The following is a 15,090-nucleotide window of genomic DNA, read 5'->3' on the forward strand; positions in this document are numbered from 1 at the left end:
CGCGACGATGCGTTATCCGTGCAGGGATGACAGGCCGATCAGTGCGGGTCCGCCGCGTCGTAGATGCAAGAGAGGACGGCAGCGGCAGCGGCGTAGAGCGTGGCAGGCACCTCCTGCTTTAGTCGCAGTGAGGCCAGCAGTGCGGCCATCTGTGGATCCTGGTGCAACGGGATGCCCAGTGCGCGTGCACGTGCGAGGAGTGTTTCCAGCGACTCGGGCGGAAGGGTCACCGGCGTGGCCGGCGCATCGTTCGGGCCGCCGGAAAGGCGCAGTGTGACGCGTCGCCGTGCGGGAGGCAGGGTGTTGCTCATGCCGTGGTCCTCAGCAGGATGGCACTGTGTTGGCCGCTCAATTGCGGCATGCCTTGCTGGCAGGTGAGCTGGTCAAGGGTCAGGCCACTCGACGACAGCGTCTGACGCAGCGTGCCGAACTGCTGCTCCAGTCGCTGCACGGTGTCGGCGCGTTCCGCCCACAGGCGCACCGACAGGCGAAGTGCCCGCAGTTGCAGCTCGCCTTGGATCGGACCTGAGCGACGGCAAGTCGATAGCGAAGCCGAGCGTCCACGATGAGCCGCTGTCGGCATCGCCCTGCTGCAGGTGTACCTGCAGGATGTCGTGCCCATCCTCACCCTGCAGCGGAATCTCGATCATCCAGGCGGATGTCGTGGTCGCTTCCAACTGTGCGACTTCCACGCGTGCGAGCGCCGCATGCACTTCGCCATGCAGGCGGCTGAGCAGGGCGTCGACGTCGTCGTCCAGCAATGACAGCGGCAGGGGCGCGCGAGGCTGCGCCTGCACACCGCGTTGCTGCAGGGGTGGCGGCGTTTCGCTGGACGTGGGTGCGGGGCGGCGCGCGGGTAGGTAGTCGTCGAGCAGGCTGGCCAGGCGAAGCAGCGCACCCTTCCAGTCTTCCTGGCTCAGCCCAGCCATGTCGAGGTGTGGTTCCGCCAACTCGGATTCCAGGAACAGGCCGCTGCGCTTGATGGCCTCCTCCAGGCCTTCGCCACGGGTGATCTCGGCTGGCGTGCGCACGCCATGTTCCAGCATGGCCAGCGCCGGCCGCAGATAGGCGGGCAACTGGCGCAGCGCGGGGCGCTGGGACAAGGCGTCGAGCGTGGCCAATAGCGGGGCGTAGCCGTTCTGTTGGGGCAAGCGCTCGCGCATGGCCTGTTGCGTGGCGGGCTCGGGCGTCTGCGCGCTGATCACCTCCAGCATCGGCTGCGCGCCCAAAGTGAGTACACGCACCTGGAACTGGGAGGGCAACTGGCCTTTGGGCGCCTCGGTCTCGACGGCGAGGGCGCCAATCTGCAGCACCATCATCCCGTCGGGATTGATCCCCAGCGGGCGCGCGGAAAGCACGGTACCGATGCGCCAGCTCTCGGCGGCGCTGCCAGAGGCGGCGCCGGCCCAGGCAAGGGCTGCGAGGCTGGTGGGTTGAATGATCAATCGTGGCTCCTTGCGCGCATGGCGTCGTGCGCGCGCCCTTCCGTGCCATGAAGATCGGCCGGCCTCGGAAAAACTTGAGGACCATTTTGCCCAGGGCCTGTTAGCGCCATTGGCGTGGCCCGCGCTGGGATCTTTTTGCCCGCCAGACAAGGAAGAACGAGGGAGTGTACGTCCGTACACGACTGAGTGATGACGCGGTATGGCGGGCAAAAAGACCCAGCCCGAAGGGTTGCTTGTCCGTAGCCACTCGGCGGCAGCGCGCGGCTTGACCTGGCAGCCAGCCAGGCCTGCGCCACGCCCCACCGCCCAGCGGCTACGGACAAGCAACGCGGGCTACGCCAATGGCGTTAACAGGCCCTAGCCCAAATCCGGCGGTATGGGGCCGGGATCGCTAAAGCGGATAGGCGTATGGCCGATAAACCACCCGTAGACGCCCGCAGGGTGGGCGAAAGGACCAGCACGATGGGCAGCAAGACGACGGGTGGGGGCAAGGGCGGGGTGCGCGTGATCGCGTTGCCTGCCGACTTCCGGCTCGGCAGCGTGGCCGACGTCAAGGCAGCGCTGATCGAGGCGTTCGACGCGCCCGGCGCGCAGTTGGACGGTGCCGCCGTGGAACGCGTGGACACCGCCGCACTGCAGTTGCTGGTGGCGTTCCGTCGCGAGGCGACGGCACGCGGCCAGTCGCCCGCGTGGCTGGGAGTGAGCGATGTCATGCGCGAGGCCGCCGGTGTGCTCGGCCTGGCGCAGGTTCTGGAATTGCCGGCGGCGATGTCGGCCTGAAACTGAGGTGGAAGATGGCAAAGATTCTTGCGGTGGACGATTCGGCTTCGATGCGCGGCATGGTGGCCTTCACCTTGCGCAATGCGGGTCACGATGTGAGCGAGGCGGAGAACGGCCAGCTGGCACTCGATGCGGCCAAGGGTGGCAGCTTTGATCTGGTGCTGGCCGACGTGAACATGCCGGTGATGGACGGCATCAGCATGGTGCGCGAATTGCGCACGCTGCCGGCCTACAAGGGCGTGCCCATCCTGATGCTGACTACCGAGTCGCATACGGATAAGAAGATGGAAGGCAAGGCTGCCGGTGCTACCGGTTGGCTGGTGAAGCCGTTCGACCCTGAGCAGTTGCTGGCAACCGTCAAGCGCGTGCTGGGTTGATCTTTTGCTCGTCATTCCCGCGAAAGCGGGAATCCAGTGCCTTTTGCCGGCTAAAGCAAAGGCGCTGGATCTCTGCCCTTGCCCCCTTCTCGGGGTTCGCAGGGATGACGGGTAGGCAGGTCACCGCGAAGCTATCCCTAGAGTAGAGATCATCATGAGCAATGCCGGTCTGGCGCAGTTCCAACAGGTATTCATCGAAGAGAGCCTGGAAGGGCTCGATACGATGGAGTCGTCGCTGCTCGCGCTGGATGAAGGCGGCGATGGGGAGCTGGTGCACACCATCTTCCGTGCCGCGCACTCGATCAAAGGTGGCGCGGCTACCTTCGGATTCCCCGAGATGTCCTCGTTCACCCACGAGGCCGAGTCGCTGCTCGATGAAGTGCGCAGCGGCAAGCGTGCGATCGACGGCACCATCATCGAATTGCTGTTGCGCACGGTGGATTGCCTGCGCGGCATGTTCGCCCGCGCCCAGGCCGGCGAACCGCTCAATGATGCCGTGGCCGAAGGGCTGCGCAACGAATTGGCGGCCGCCATGGGTCGCGGTGTTCCCGCAGCCGCTGTGCAGGCGCGTCGCAATGCGGACCAGGCCGACGCCTGGACCATCCAATTCCGTCCGCACGCCAGCATGCTGGCGGGTGGCAACGAGCCGTTGCGCCTCATCCGCGAACTGGCGGGGCTGGGCGAGCTGGAGGTGACGGCATCGTTCGATCGCCTGCCGCCGTTCGCTGCGCTGGAACCCACCGAGTGCCATCTCGGCTGGACCATCGAACTGAAGGGGCCGGCCAAGCGAGCCGACATCACGAGCGTGTTCGATTGGGTGGAAGGCGAGTGCGATCTGGAGATCGAGGCGAAGCATGTCGTGGCGGACGTGGCACCGACGCCCGTCGTTGCTCCGTCCGCGACGCCCGCGCCGAACGTCGCGGACGCCGGCGCCGCACGCTCCCAGCGCGAAGCAAGCGCCGAATCCAGTTCGGTGCGCGTGTCCATCGACAAGATCGACGGGCTGATCAACCTGGTGGGCGAGCTGGTGATTACCCAGTCCATGCTCGACACCTTCCGCGAGGGCGATATCGATGCCTCGCGGCTGGCCATCCTCGAACAAGGGTTGGCTCAGCTGGCGCGTCACACGCGTGAGCTGCAGGAAAGCGTCATGGGCATCCGCATGTTGCCCATTGCTTCGGTGTTCAATCGTTTTCCGCGCATGGTGCGCGACATCAGTCAGAAGCTCGGCAAGCAGGTGAAGCTGGAGCTGATTGGTGAACAGACCGAGCTGGACAAGACCGTGCTCGAGAAGATTGGCGACCCGATGGTGCACCTGGTGCGCAACGCCATCGACCACGGCCTGGAAACGCCAGACAAGCGCCGCGCCTCGGGCAAGGGCGATACCGGCACGCTCACCCTGCAGGCGTCGCATCGCGGCGGCAGCATCGTGGTGGAAGTGTCAGACGATGGCGCTGGCCTCAACCGCGAGGCGATCGTCGCCAAGGCTATCCAGCGCGGCCTGATTGCTACCGGGGAAGGCATGACCGACGAGGCCGTGGCGGACCTGATTTTCCAGCCGGGTTTCTCCACCGCGGCGGTCACCACCGATCTGTCCGGCCGTGGCGTGGGCATGGACGTGGTCCGCCGCAACGTGGGCGACCTCGGCGGCACCGTCACCATCCGCAGCACGCAGGGCAAGGGCAGTGTATTCACCATCACCTTGCCGCTGACGCTGGCGATCATCGACGGCCTCACTGCCGCCGTGGGTGACGAGCGCTACATCGTGCCGCTGGTTTCCATCGTGGAATCCGTGCAGCTCAAGGCTGACGCCGTGCGCAGTGTCGCTGGTGGCGGCGAGCTGTTCCGTTTCCGTGGCGAATACCTGCCGGTGGTGCGCTTGCATGAAGCCTTCCATTGCGAGAACGCCATCCACGCTATCGACGAAGGTTTGATGGTGGTGGTGGAAGGCGATGGTGCGCGCGTGGGCTTGTTCGTCGACGGCCTGATCGGACAGCAGCAGGCCGTGGTGAAGTCATTGGAAGCCAATTACCGGCGCGTGCAGGGCGTATCCGGCGCGACCATCCTCGCGGATGGCTCCGTCGCGCTGATTGTCGACATCTCCGGGTTGGTGCGTATGCAGGGGCGCCGAAAGGCGGCGTGAGGTCGCGGCAAAGGCGCCGCGGAGTAAACAAATAACGGTCAGGCGATGTGCGGGAAGGCGCATCGCCAGCCGACACATCGCCGGTTCCCGGCACAACGGCTCGGCAGCCCCCTTCTCGGGCGGTCGGCGCCGTCCCTCTGAATGTTGTTGAACAACCGCGACAGGAAGCCGCGGTGCGTTGGCCTGCGGCCCGCGTAAGAGCAGTGCAGGGAATGAATCACGGCTATCGCAACTGGCCTATTTTCATTCTGAAGGTCCTTTTTATGAAGTCTCCCCTGACCACCATTGATCGCCTGAGCCTTTCGGCCAAGGTATGGCTCGTCATTGCTTTCGTCGTGGCCGGTCTATTCGCGCTCACCATCATCTCTGCCGTGGACAGTCGACGCTTGCAGATGCAGGCGCGCGTGCATGCGTTGTCGGATGAAGTGAGCACCGCGATCTCCATCCTCGATGCGTTTCACGCGCGCGCCGCAGCGGGTGAGCTCAGCGACGAGGAGGCCCGCAAGCAAGCGCTGGCGGCGCTGACCGCGTTGCGCTGGGGTGATGGAAAGGGCTACGTGTTCGGCTTCGACTCGAACTATGTGTTGCACCTGCACGGCGTCATGCATAACCGCGTGGGTTCGAATATCAAAGAGGACAAAGACGCCAACGGTAAGCGCTTCTATCAGGACATGATGGCCGCCGACCAGCGCGATGGGCACGGCGAGACCGAGTACACCTGGCCCATGCCGGGCTCGAAAGAGCTCAAGCCCAAGATCAGCTACACGGCCTGGTACAAACCGTGGGATCTGCACATCGGTGCCGGCGCTTACTTCGTCGACATCGACGCCCAGTTCCGCCAGATGCTCGAAGGCAGCCTGCTGCGCGCGTTCCTGGTCGGCTTGCTGGTCATCGTGGTGGTGTGGCGCTCTATGCGCAGCATCCGGCAGAGCATCGGCGGTGAGCCGTCCTATGCCTTGGCGATGGCGGGCCGCATTGCCGACGGTGACCTCTCCGGCGGAGACGCCAAGCAGGTGTTTGCGCCCGGCAGCACGCTCGATGCGCTGCAGCGCATGCGCGCCAAGCTGGTGGAGATCGTGCGCGAAGTGCAGCAAGGTTCGCAGGTGGTATCCACCGCCTCGCAGCAGATCTCACGGGGCAACGACGACCTATCGCATCGCACGCAGGAGCAGGCCTCAAGCCTGGAGGAAACCGCCGCGTCGATGGAGGAGATGACCTCCATCGTGCGCCAGAGCGCCGACAACGCCAGCCACGCCGATCAGCTTGCCCGTACGGCGCGCTCCCAGGCGGAGCGTGGTGGCGAGGTGGCCGTGCGCACCAGCGGCGCCATGCGCGAGATCGAAGCAGCCAGCCGCCAGATCACCGACATCGTGCAGTTGATCGATGAGATCGCCTTCCAGACCAACCTGCTCGCGCTCAATGCTGCGGTGGAAGCCGCGCGCGCCGGCGAGCAGGGCCGGGGGTTCGCAGTGGTGGCCGGTGAAGTACGCAACCTCGCCCAGCGCAGCGCAAGCGCCGCGAAGGAGATCAAGGCCTTGATCGGCGACACGGTGGATAAGGTGCAGGCCGGCTCTGCCCTGGTGGAGGAATCCGGCGCCGTGCTGGCGAGCATCGTCGACAGCGTCAAGCGTGTCACCGACATCGTGGCGGAGATGTCGGCCGCGGCGCAGGAGCAGTCGTCGGGTATTGATCAGGTCAACCGCGCCGTGATGCAGATGGACGAGGTGACCCAGCAGAACGCCGCCCTGGTGGAAGAGGCGGCGGCCGCCGCCCGCGCCATGCAGGAACAGGCGGACGAGCTGGCTGTGCAGGTGCGGTTCTTCCGGCTGGATCAGGCGGCCGCGAAGCCCGTGCCGAGAGCCGCACCGGTTGTCAGGCCCGCAGTCGCCAAGCGGCCCGAGCCCGCCGTGGCAGGTGGGTGGAGCGAGTTCTGACCCGTCACGGGGCCTCCCTGCAAGGGCGGTACCGAAAACCCGCGTTTCCCTCAAGTTTCCCGGCCTTCCGCCGATCCAGAACCCGATAGGGGGCCTTGCATGCGGCCCCGACCACGAGGCGAACATGTCCGATAACACCCGGAGCGAGGCGCTCCAGTCGCAGTACCTCACCGTCAACCTTGCCCACGAGGAATACGGCATCGACATCCTGGCGGTCCGCGAGATTCGTGGCTGGACCCCGGTTACACGCATTCCCCAGGCGCCGCACTACGTGCTGGGCGTGCTCAATCTGCGCGGCGCCATCGTGCCGGTGATCGACATGCGCTTGCGCTTCGGTCTGGAGCGCGAGGCCTACGGCGTCACCACTGTCACCGTGATCATCACGGTGGCTGGCCGCAATTTCGGCGTGGTGGTCGATGCGGTATCCGACGTGCTCGACGTAACGCCTGACGCGATCCGCCCGGTGCCGGACATGGGCACCACCGTGGATACCGAATACCTCAAGGGGCTGACGTCCGCTGGCGAGCGCATGGTGCTGCTGCTGGATGTGGACAAGCTGCTGCAGCCCCAGGACGCACAAATGCTTGAGGCGGCGCTGCCAGCCGTCTCCGATGTGAAAGCCGTGGCCTGAACGACATACGCAGGAAGTGTAATCATCATGAAGAAGTTCGCACTGAAAGCCCCGGAACTGAACGTCCGCAACCGTATGCGCGTGGTGTTGGGCCTGCTCGGCCTGATGCTGATCGCCGGTGCGGTGATCGGTATCGGCGGCATGCAACAGCAGAACGATGGCATGGGCAAGATCTATGACGAAGAGATCGTGCCGGCCCAGCTTGTGTCCCAGATCACCGAGCAACACCTGATGTCGTTCATCCTGCTGGGCGAGTCCTCCTCGCTGGTGGGCAAGGCCGATCAGGTGAAGGCCAAGCTGGCCGAATTCCAGAAGCTTCGCGACAGCATGACGGAGCTCAAGAAGGAGCTGTCGGCCGCGCCGATGAGCGCCGCCGTCAAGAAGCAGTACGACGACTGGAAGTCCACCGATGCGGACTACGACGATGCGCTCAATTCGATGGTCGATGCGCTCAATCAGGGCGATACCGGTGCCAACGAGCTGCTGGAAATGCAGGTTCGTCCGCTGATGATCCAGCGCGAAGACGCGCTGAGCAAACTGGTGGAAGCGCAGCGCGCCGATGCCAAGCAGATCTATGACGCGCAGGTCGTCCGTTACCACGTCGTGCGTACGATCAGCATCGTTTCGCTGCTGGTTGGCCTGCTGGTCGCCGCCATCATGGCCACGCTGCTGATTCGCTCCATCCTCAGCACGCTGGGCGTTGCGGTGAAGGTGGCCAATGCCATCGCCGACGGCAAGCTTGGCCACAAGATCGAAACTCGCCGCAAGGACGAATTGGGCGAACTGCTCGAAGCGCTGCGCACGATGGATGAGCGCCTGGGTGCCATCGTCGGCGAAGTACGTCACGGTGCGGGCTCCGTCAGTTCGGCCGCGCAGCAGATTGCGCGCGGCAATGACGACCTGAGCCAGCGCACACAGGAGCAGGCATCAAGCCTGGAGGAAACCGCGTCCTCGATGGAGGAAATGACCTCCACCGTGAAGCAGAACGCCGAGAACGCCAGCCACGCCAACCAGCTCGCCAGCGCCACGCGTCGCCAGGCCGAGCACGGCGGCGAAGTGGCCGCGCAGGCCAGCTCCGCCATGCGTGAGATCAACGACTCCAGCCGCAAGATCTCCGACATCGTCAGCCTCATCGACGAAATCGCCTTCCAGACCAACCTGCTGGCGCTCAATGCCGCGGTGGAAGCAGCTCGCGCCGGTGAGCAGGGCCGTGGCTTTGCGGTGGTGGCGACCGAAGTGCGTAATCTCGCGCAGCGCAGCGCCGGTGCCGCGAAGGAAATCAAGGGCCTCATCAACGACAGCGCGGAGAAAGTGCGCGTGGGTTCGTCGCTGGTGGACCAGTCCGGCAAGGCGCTGGCCGACATTGTCGACAGCGTGAAAAAGGTTACCGATATCGTGGCCGAGATCGCTGCGGCCTCGCAGGAGCAGTCGGCCGGCATCGATCAGGTCAACCACGCCGTGCTGCAGATGGACGAGATGACCCAGCAGAACGCAGCGCTGGTCGAAGAGGCCGCCGCTGCCGCCCGTGCCATGCAAGAGCAGGCCGGTGAGCTGGCTCGTCAGGTTGGCTTCTTCCAGATGGTGGAAGGTGGCGAAGTCGCCACCGAGAAGGCTCGTTCGCAGTCGGTGATGGCCGAAGCCGAAGCCGTCTTCGCCGCCGTGCGCAGTTCGAACGCACCGGCCCAGCGTGCGACACGCACCGAGGCCGCCGATGCCGGCTCCTGGAAGGAGTTCTGAGCATGACCATGGCTGCCACGATGGACAATAGTGCTGGCGTGGCGGCCATGGGCGGCCCGTCACTGGGCACTGCCGAATTCGAGTTCCTGCGCGCCTTTGTCTACGAGCAATGCGGCATCTCGCTGGGCGAGCACAAGCGGCAACTGGTGCAGGGTCGTCTGGTGCGCCGCCTGCGCGCACTGAAACTGCAGGATTTTCAGGCCTATTGCGAGCTGTTGCGGCGCGATCCGCAGCAGGAGCTCGGCGAGCTGGCGAGTGCGATCAGCACCAACGTCACCGCGTTCTTCCGCGAGTCGCATCACTTCGATCTGCTCGCCGACGAACTGTTTCCGCGCTGGATCAACGAAAAGAAGAACGGTGGTCGCCTGCGCATCTGGTCAGCCGGTTGCGCTACGGGCGAAGAGCCTTACACCCTGGCGATGGTGCTGGCGGAAGCGCTGGAAAAGCACGGCGCGACTCAGCTCGATGCCAAGATCCTGGCCACAGATCTCTCGCCGCAGGCGTTGGAAACCGCGCGCAAGGGTGTCTATGCGCTCGAACGTCTTGAAGGCGTGAGTGCGGAGCGGCGCCGCCGCTGGTTCCTGCGCGGCGAAGGCGAATACGCGGACTACGCCTGCGTCAATCCGCGCCTGCGCGAGCTGGTGAGCATCCTGCCGCTCAACCTGTTGCACGACTGGCCCATGCAGGGGCCGTTCGACGCCATCTTCTGCCGCAACGTCGTCATCTATTTCGATAAGCCCACCAAGCAGCGATTGTTCCAACGCTACGCCGGCCTGTTGCCGGACGGCGGCTACCTGTTCCTTGGCCATTCCGAGTCCATGTACGGACTCAACGACAGCTTTGACCTGATCGGACGGACGGTCTACCGGAAACGAAGTGCATGAACGTCGCAGCAGTCAACGTCCCCGTGGGTGCGAGTTACGACCCGGCCCGCATCGTGCCCGGCTTCGAGCACCTGCGTCGCTTCTGGGATCCGACGCATGCCTGCATGACGGTGAAGGTACTGCCGGGCGAGTACTACGTGAGCACGCAGCAGGAAATGATCTCCACCGTGCTCGGCTCCTGCGTGTCGGCCTGCGTCTTCGACCGCGTACGCGCTATTGGTGGCATGAACCATTTCATGTTGCCTGAGCCACTGGGCGGTGAGCGTGGTAGCTGGGCCGATACCGTGGGCCGCGCGGCACGCTACGGCAACGACGCGATGGAACAGCTGATCAACGCCATCCTCAAGGCCGGCGGACAGCGCGCGAACCTGATGGTGAAGGTCTTCGGCGGCGGGCGTGTATTGGCCACCATGACCGACATCGGGCAACGCAACATCGCCTTCGTACGACGCTACCTCGAGGCCGAGCGCCTGGAAGTGGCGGCAGAAGACCTGGGCGACGTGCATCCGCGCCACGTGCAGTTTTTCCCGGCCACCGGCAAGGCCCGCGTGCGTCAGCTGCGTGGCCGCACGGATACCGTGCTGGTGGATGGCGAGCGCCAATATCTCAAGCGTTTGGCAAACGATCCGATAAAGGGAGAGGTGGAACTGTTCTGACGCAGCGCGCGTTACGACGGTTTCCTCAAGGCATCTGGCGCCGACACGGGCCGGCGGACGTAGACGCAAGTACTACGCCGCACCACGAAGGCGAGATGAATTCACGATGGAAAGAGTACGTGTCCTGGTGGTCGATGATTCCGCACTGGTGCGGAAGCTGCTGTCGACCATGCTTTCGTGCGATCCGGGCATCGAGGTGGTGGGAACCGCCGCCGATCCGTTGATCGCGCGTGAAAAGATCAAGCAGCTCAATCCCGACGTGCTCACCCTCGATGTGGAAATGCCGCGTATGGACGGCATCACGTTCCTCGAGAACCTGATGCGCCTGCGGCCGATGCCGGTGGTGATGGTGTCCTCGCTGACTCAGGAAGGCGCTGAGGTCACCTTGCGTGCGCTGGAACTGGGCGCTGTCGACTTCTTCACCAAGCCGAGCAACGACCTGGCCAGCACATTTGCCGAAGGCGCGCAGGAGATCTGCGCCAAGGTGAAGCTGGCGGCGCTAGCACGGCCGCGCCAGCGCACCGCCGTGCGCAAGCTCGACGTGCCGCCGCGCCTCACGGCCGACGCCGTGCTGCCACGCGCGCAGAGCATCGGCACCCGCGGCGGCATGCCGATCATCGCGATTGGCGCGTCGACGGGCGGTACGGAGGCCATCCGCGTCGTGCTGGAAGCGATGCCGCCGGATGCGCCGCCGATCGTCATCACCCAACATATCCCCGCCGCTTTCAGTGGTCCGTTCGCGGCACGTATGGATACCTGCTCGGCCATGCGCGTATGCGAAGCGCGCGATGGTCAGCCGATTCAGCCGGGTCATGCGTACATCGCACCGGGTGGCGAGCACCTGCTGGTGATGTGGGACGGCGCGAAATACGTGTGCCGCCTGCACAACGGCCCGCCAGTCAACCGTCACAAGCCGAGCGTGGACGTGCTGTTCCGCTCCATGGCGGCCAGTGTCGGGAAGTCCGCCATTGCCGCACTACTCACCGGCATGGGTGACGACGGCGCGCGCGGGCTGTTGGAGCTGCAGCAGACCGGTGCTCACACGCTGGTGCAGGACGAAGAATCCTCGGTCGTGTGGGGCATGCCCGGCGCGGCCTGGAAGCTCGGCGCTGCCGGCGAGAAGCTTCCGCTCGACCATATAGCAGCGCGCTTGCTCGCGCTGGCGCATCAACCCGTTTCCCGCGCCGCCGTGTCGGCCTCCTGATCTGCGGACATCTCTATGAATGCTTTTCTCTCCTTCATGCGCGTACGCCCCGTGATCGGGCTGATCGCCAGCGCGGTGGCGCTGGTGCTCACCATGGTGTGGCCATCGGCCTGGTTGGGTCCGGTGCTGATCGTGCTGCTGACGGCGGCGTGGATCGTCGAAACGCGCCGCCACATGCCTGTCGCCGCGCCGGTCATCCAAGCATCGCTGGAACACCACGAGCCCGTGCGCGAAGCGCTGGAAGAAGTGCGCAGCTCGTTGGTCGATGAATTGGGTCACGCGACGCGAGAACTGCATCAGGCGATGGACCTGTTGCGTGATGCAGTGACGGAACTCGGTGGCGGCTTCGACGGCCTATCGCGCAAGACCGGCATGCAGCAGTCGTTGCTTCGTCAGATCATCGACGGGCAGGGCGAGGGTGTTTCCGTGCAGGATTTCGCCGCGCGCACGGGCGACCTGCTGGAGCACTTTGTCGACATGGTGGTGCAGATGTCGCGCGAAAGCCTGCGCATCGTCTATCGCATCGACGGCATGGCCAAGGAAATGGACGCGGTGTTCGGCCTGTTGAAGAACGTCAACACCATCGCCGAGGAAACCAATCTGCTGGCGCTCAATGCTGCCATTGAAGCCGCGCGTGCCGGTGAATCCGGTCGTGGCTTTGCCGTGGTGGCCGGCGAGATTCGCAACCTGGCCAGCCACTCCAACCAGTTCAACGAACAAATCGGTAGCCATGTCGAGCGCGCCCGCGCCGCCATGGGTGAATTGCGCGGCTTGGTCGGCACGATGGCATCGCAGGACCTCAACGTGGCGCTGTCGGCCAAGGGTGGCATCGACGCGATGATGGCGCATGTGACTGAAAGCGATGCGCGCACCAGCAAAGTCGCCGACCAAGTGGTGGAGATCAACCGTGGCCTGGGCACGGATGTGGCGACCACCGTGCGTTCGCTACAGTTCGAGGACATCCTGAGCCAGTTGATCAACCAGACGCGTCAGCGCTTGGTGGAACTGCAGGAAGTCACCACCGAATGTACGCGCGACATCCAGGAGCTGGCGTGCAACCCGATCGATGCCGAACTGCTGGCGCAGCGTGCTGAACGCGTGCGCAGCCGCCTGGCTATCCAGCGCGAGAAGGCCCGCCTCCGTTCGCGTGGCCCCGCGCTGCAGAACTCGATGGACGCCGGCGAGATCGAACTCTTCTAAGGAATGCAGCCATGAGCCTGACCGTTCACCACGACCCCGACCTCGACTGCGTGACCCTGCAACTGGGCGAGCGCTTCGACTTCAGCGTGCACCGCGCTTTCCACGACGCCTGCCTCGGCGAGCGCGCCGCACGCAGCTACGTCATCGACCTAGGCGAAGTGTCCAGCATGGATAGCTCCGCGCTGGGCATGCTGCTCCTGCTGCGCGAACACGCGGGCGCGGACCGCGCCGAAATTCGCATCGTCAACGCAGGCTCAAGCCTGCGTGGCACCCTGCGCGTGGCGGGCTTCGACAAGCTGTTCGTGCTGCATTGAAGGCCTGACGACCGTTCCGATCGTGGGTGGCGCCTCACGATTCCATGATTGCTATTGCGGATATGATCCGTTGCCGAGGCCATAATCCGGCCAGGGAAACGGGGGAATGACATGGCGTCGCGTGTGCTTTGGCTGCTCGCTGCGGGCGGTTTGCTGATCGGTGGGGCAGCGGGTTTGGCGGTCTATTTCGGGCATGTCGATCCGGCACCCGCGCCGGCTACGGCTTTTCAGCCACCCAAAGCTCGACCCATGAAGGTGGCTTTTTCACCGGAGGAGTTTCGGCAGTTCCTCGATGCGGCCCGCAAGGCTGAGGCTATCGCCGACCCGTTGCAGCGTTGCCTCGCGTATCCTGATCCGCCCGGCACCCATTGGTCCGCCAATACGGCAGCGGCTTACTGTCACTATCTGCTCGCCCAGGAGATCACCGAGGACGCTGTGCGGCAGCTCATCGAGCACGGGCAGGTTAGTGAGCTGCAGAGTCGGCTGGCGAGCATCGAAAGTGCTGCATTATCCGATCCGCAGGCGCGGGACAGGTTGGACGGTACCTTCAATATCGTCTTCGCCAATGGCTCAAGCGACATGCGGTCGCTCATGGATGCTTGGAAGCGGCAATCACCAGACAACGCTTTTGCACTTGCTGCCAGCGGTACGGCCTACGTGGCCATGGCACAGGCGCAGCGGGGAAGCGAGTATGCGGACAAGACGCCGCAGGACGCGTTCGATGCCATGCACCGTTTGCTGGAGCAGGCGCGATCGGATCTCGATCGTGCTGCCACGTTGGATCCGAAACTGACAGTGTCGTACGCCCAGATGCTCCATGTGGGCCGAATGGATAGCGATCCCGCATATGCCGGTGCTGCTGCCAAGCGTGCGTTATCGGCGGCTCCGGCCAGCTATGCGATCTATGCGCGACTGATTTCGATGAGTCAGCCTAAATGGGGCGGTAGCGTGGCGCTGATGGACCATTTGATTGATCTGTCGCAGAAGCACGTTGCGCAAAATCCCCTCTTAGGGACACTTCTTTCCGAGCGAGGTGGCGGACAGCAACGAGTGGAGGACTGCCAGTGCGACGAGTTTGCCGAGGCCGAGCTGTATCGACAGGTGCTCGCCGAGGTACCCACGCTTGGTGTGCTCATGAGCGCTGGTTGGGCTGCCCAGGAGCGTAGCCACATGAATTTGTCGGTTGTGTATCGCTCGGAGTTGCTGCGCTTCAATCCACGTGAGCTAGATCATCGCGAGGCAAGAGTTTTCGGTTTGATCGACACCGGCCAAGTCGATTGGGCGCTGGAGGAGGGCAACGCGCTGGTAAAGCTGGCTCCCCGCGATGAGAACGCGTATGACGCCCGCGGGGCGGCCTATCAGGCAACTGGCGACACGGTACACGCTGCCGCAGATTTCGAGGAAGCCTTACGCATAGCTCCCAGTGATGCGTGGACGCTGTCTTCTCTCGGCGATATTTATGTGCAGGTGAACCACGATTGGGCCAAGGGCTGGGACATCGCCAACCGCCTTATCCAAGAGGGTGACTATCGCGGCTGGATGCTGCGCGCGGATATCCAGAAGGCACAGCCACGCGACGGATTGGAGCAGACCATTGACGATTTTGTGCAGCGCTACTCTGCGGATCCGTCGAAGCAGGTGTTCGTCGAGCGCATGCAAGCCATGAGGGGCACCAGCGTGAATCCTGCGGCAGCCAAAGGGCGAAACGGCTCTTGACGGAATTACATGGCGCAAGCGCATGCCGTTCTTGGGACAGTCGGTACGGCAGAGTACTTGCCGGAATCC

General features: G+C 64.4%; 15 protein-coding genes. 13 read left to right on the top strand and 2 right to left on the bottom strand.

Annotated features, from left to right (window positions below):
• Positions 1-38: 38 nt before the first annotated feature.
• The gene (locus DYST_RS21015) at positions 39-311 is read right to left on the bottom strand and encodes an EscU/YscU/HrcU family type III secretion system export apparatus switch protein (RefSeq protein WP_102303819.1); all 273 of its coding nucleotides are present in this window, start codon (positions 309-311) and stop codon (positions 39-41) included.
• Positions 308-622 (bottom strand): flagellar hook-length control protein FliK, encoded by a 315-nt coding sequence (locus tag DYST_RS21020; protein ID WP_343214842.1) that lies wholly within the window; start codon positions 620-622, stop codon positions 308-310. The genes DYST_RS21015 and DYST_RS21020 overlap by 4 nt, the downstream gene beginning before the upstream one ends.
• Here DYST_RS21020 and DYST_RS24215 point away from each other — a divergent pair.
• From DYST_RS24215 to DYST_RS21080, 13 genes are all read left to right on the top strand, one after another.
• On the top strand, positions 615-764 hold the full coding sequence (locus DYST_RS24215; RefSeq protein ID WP_343214843.1) for a hypothetical protein: 150 nt from the start codon (positions 615-617) through the stop codon (positions 762-764). The genes DYST_RS21020 and DYST_RS24215 overlap by 8 nt on opposite strands.
• A 1,089-nt stretch (positions 765-1,853) precedes the next feature.
• A complete protein-coding gene (locus tag DYST_RS21025; protein WP_239948134.1) occupies positions 1,854-2,225 on the top strand; it encodes an STAS domain-containing protein in 372 nt (123 codons plus the stop codon).
• 14 nt (positions 2,226-2,239) lie between these two features.
• Positions 2,240-2,602 carry a response regulator gene (locus tag DYST_RS21030; protein WP_019466590.1) on the top strand — a complete coding sequence of 121 codons (363 nt, stop codon included), beginning with the start codon at positions 2,240-2,242 and terminating at the stop codon, positions 2,600-2,602.
• A gap of 154 nt (positions 2,603-2,756) precedes the next feature.
• Positions 2,757-4,745: a chemotaxis protein CheA gene (locus DYST_RS21035; RefSeq protein WP_239948136.1), complete on the top strand. Its 1,989-nt coding sequence runs from the start codon at positions 2,757-2,759 to the stop codon at positions 4,743-4,745.
• A gap of 263 nt (positions 4,746-5,008) precedes the next feature.
• Positions 5,009-6,679: a methyl-accepting chemotaxis protein gene (locus tag DYST_RS21040; RefSeq protein WP_239948138.1), complete on the top strand. Its 1,671-nt coding sequence runs from the start codon at positions 5,009-5,011 to the stop codon at positions 6,677-6,679.
• Between the two features lie 124 nt (positions 6,680-6,803).
• Positions 6,804-7,310, top strand: coding sequence for a chemotaxis protein CheW (locus DYST_RS21045; RefSeq protein WP_239948140.1), 507 nt, complete (start codon positions 6,804-6,806; stop codon positions 7,308-7,310).
• Positions 7,311-7,337: 27 nt separating this feature from the next.
• On the top strand, positions 7,338-9,047 hold the full coding sequence (locus DYST_RS21050; protein ID WP_239948142.1) for a methyl-accepting chemotaxis protein: 1,710 nt from the start codon (positions 7,338-7,340) through the stop codon (positions 9,045-9,047).
• 2 nt (positions 9,048-9,049) lie between these two features.
• Positions 9,050-9,931 carry a CheR family methyltransferase gene (locus tag DYST_RS21055; protein WP_239948144.1) on the top strand — a complete coding sequence of 294 codons (882 nt, stop codon included), beginning with the start codon at positions 9,050-9,052 and terminating at the stop codon, positions 9,929-9,931.
• Complete coding sequence (gene cheD, locus DYST_RS21060) at positions 9,928-10,587, top strand: chemoreceptor glutamine deamidase CheD (RefSeq protein WP_239948146.1); 660 nt, start codon at positions 9,928-9,930, stop codon at positions 10,585-10,587. Before DYST_RS21055 ends, cheD begins: the two co-directional genes overlap by 4 nt.
• A gap of 106 nt (positions 10,588-10,693) precedes the next feature.
• Positions 10,694-11,791, top strand: coding sequence for a protein-glutamate methylesterase/protein-glutamine glutaminase (locus DYST_RS21065; protein WP_239948148.1), 1,098 nt, complete (start codon positions 10,694-10,696; stop codon positions 11,789-11,791).
• Positions 11,792-11,806: 15 nt separating this feature from the next.
• Positions 11,807-12,991: a methyl-accepting chemotaxis protein gene (locus tag DYST_RS21070; protein ID WP_102303828.1), complete on the top strand. Its 1,185-nt coding sequence runs from the start codon at positions 11,807-11,809 to the stop codon at positions 12,989-12,991.
• An 11-nt stretch (positions 12,992-13,002) separates the two neighbouring features.
• On the top strand, positions 13,003-13,305 hold the full coding sequence (locus DYST_RS21075) for an STAS domain-containing protein (RefSeq protein WP_199179008.1): 303 nt from the start codon (positions 13,003-13,005) through the stop codon (positions 13,303-13,305).
• Positions 13,306-13,416: 111 nt separating this feature from the next.
• Positions 13,417-15,021, top strand: coding sequence for a DUF4034 domain-containing protein (locus DYST_RS21080; protein WP_239948150.1), 1,605 nt, complete (start codon positions 13,417-13,419; stop codon positions 15,019-15,021).
• Positions 15,022-15,090 lie beyond the last annotated feature (69 nt).

Origin of the sequence: Dyella terrae (assembly GCF_022394535.1) — a bacterium.
Classification (GTDB): domain Bacteria; phylum Pseudomonadota; class Gammaproteobacteria; order Xanthomonadales; family Rhodanobacteraceae; genus Dyella.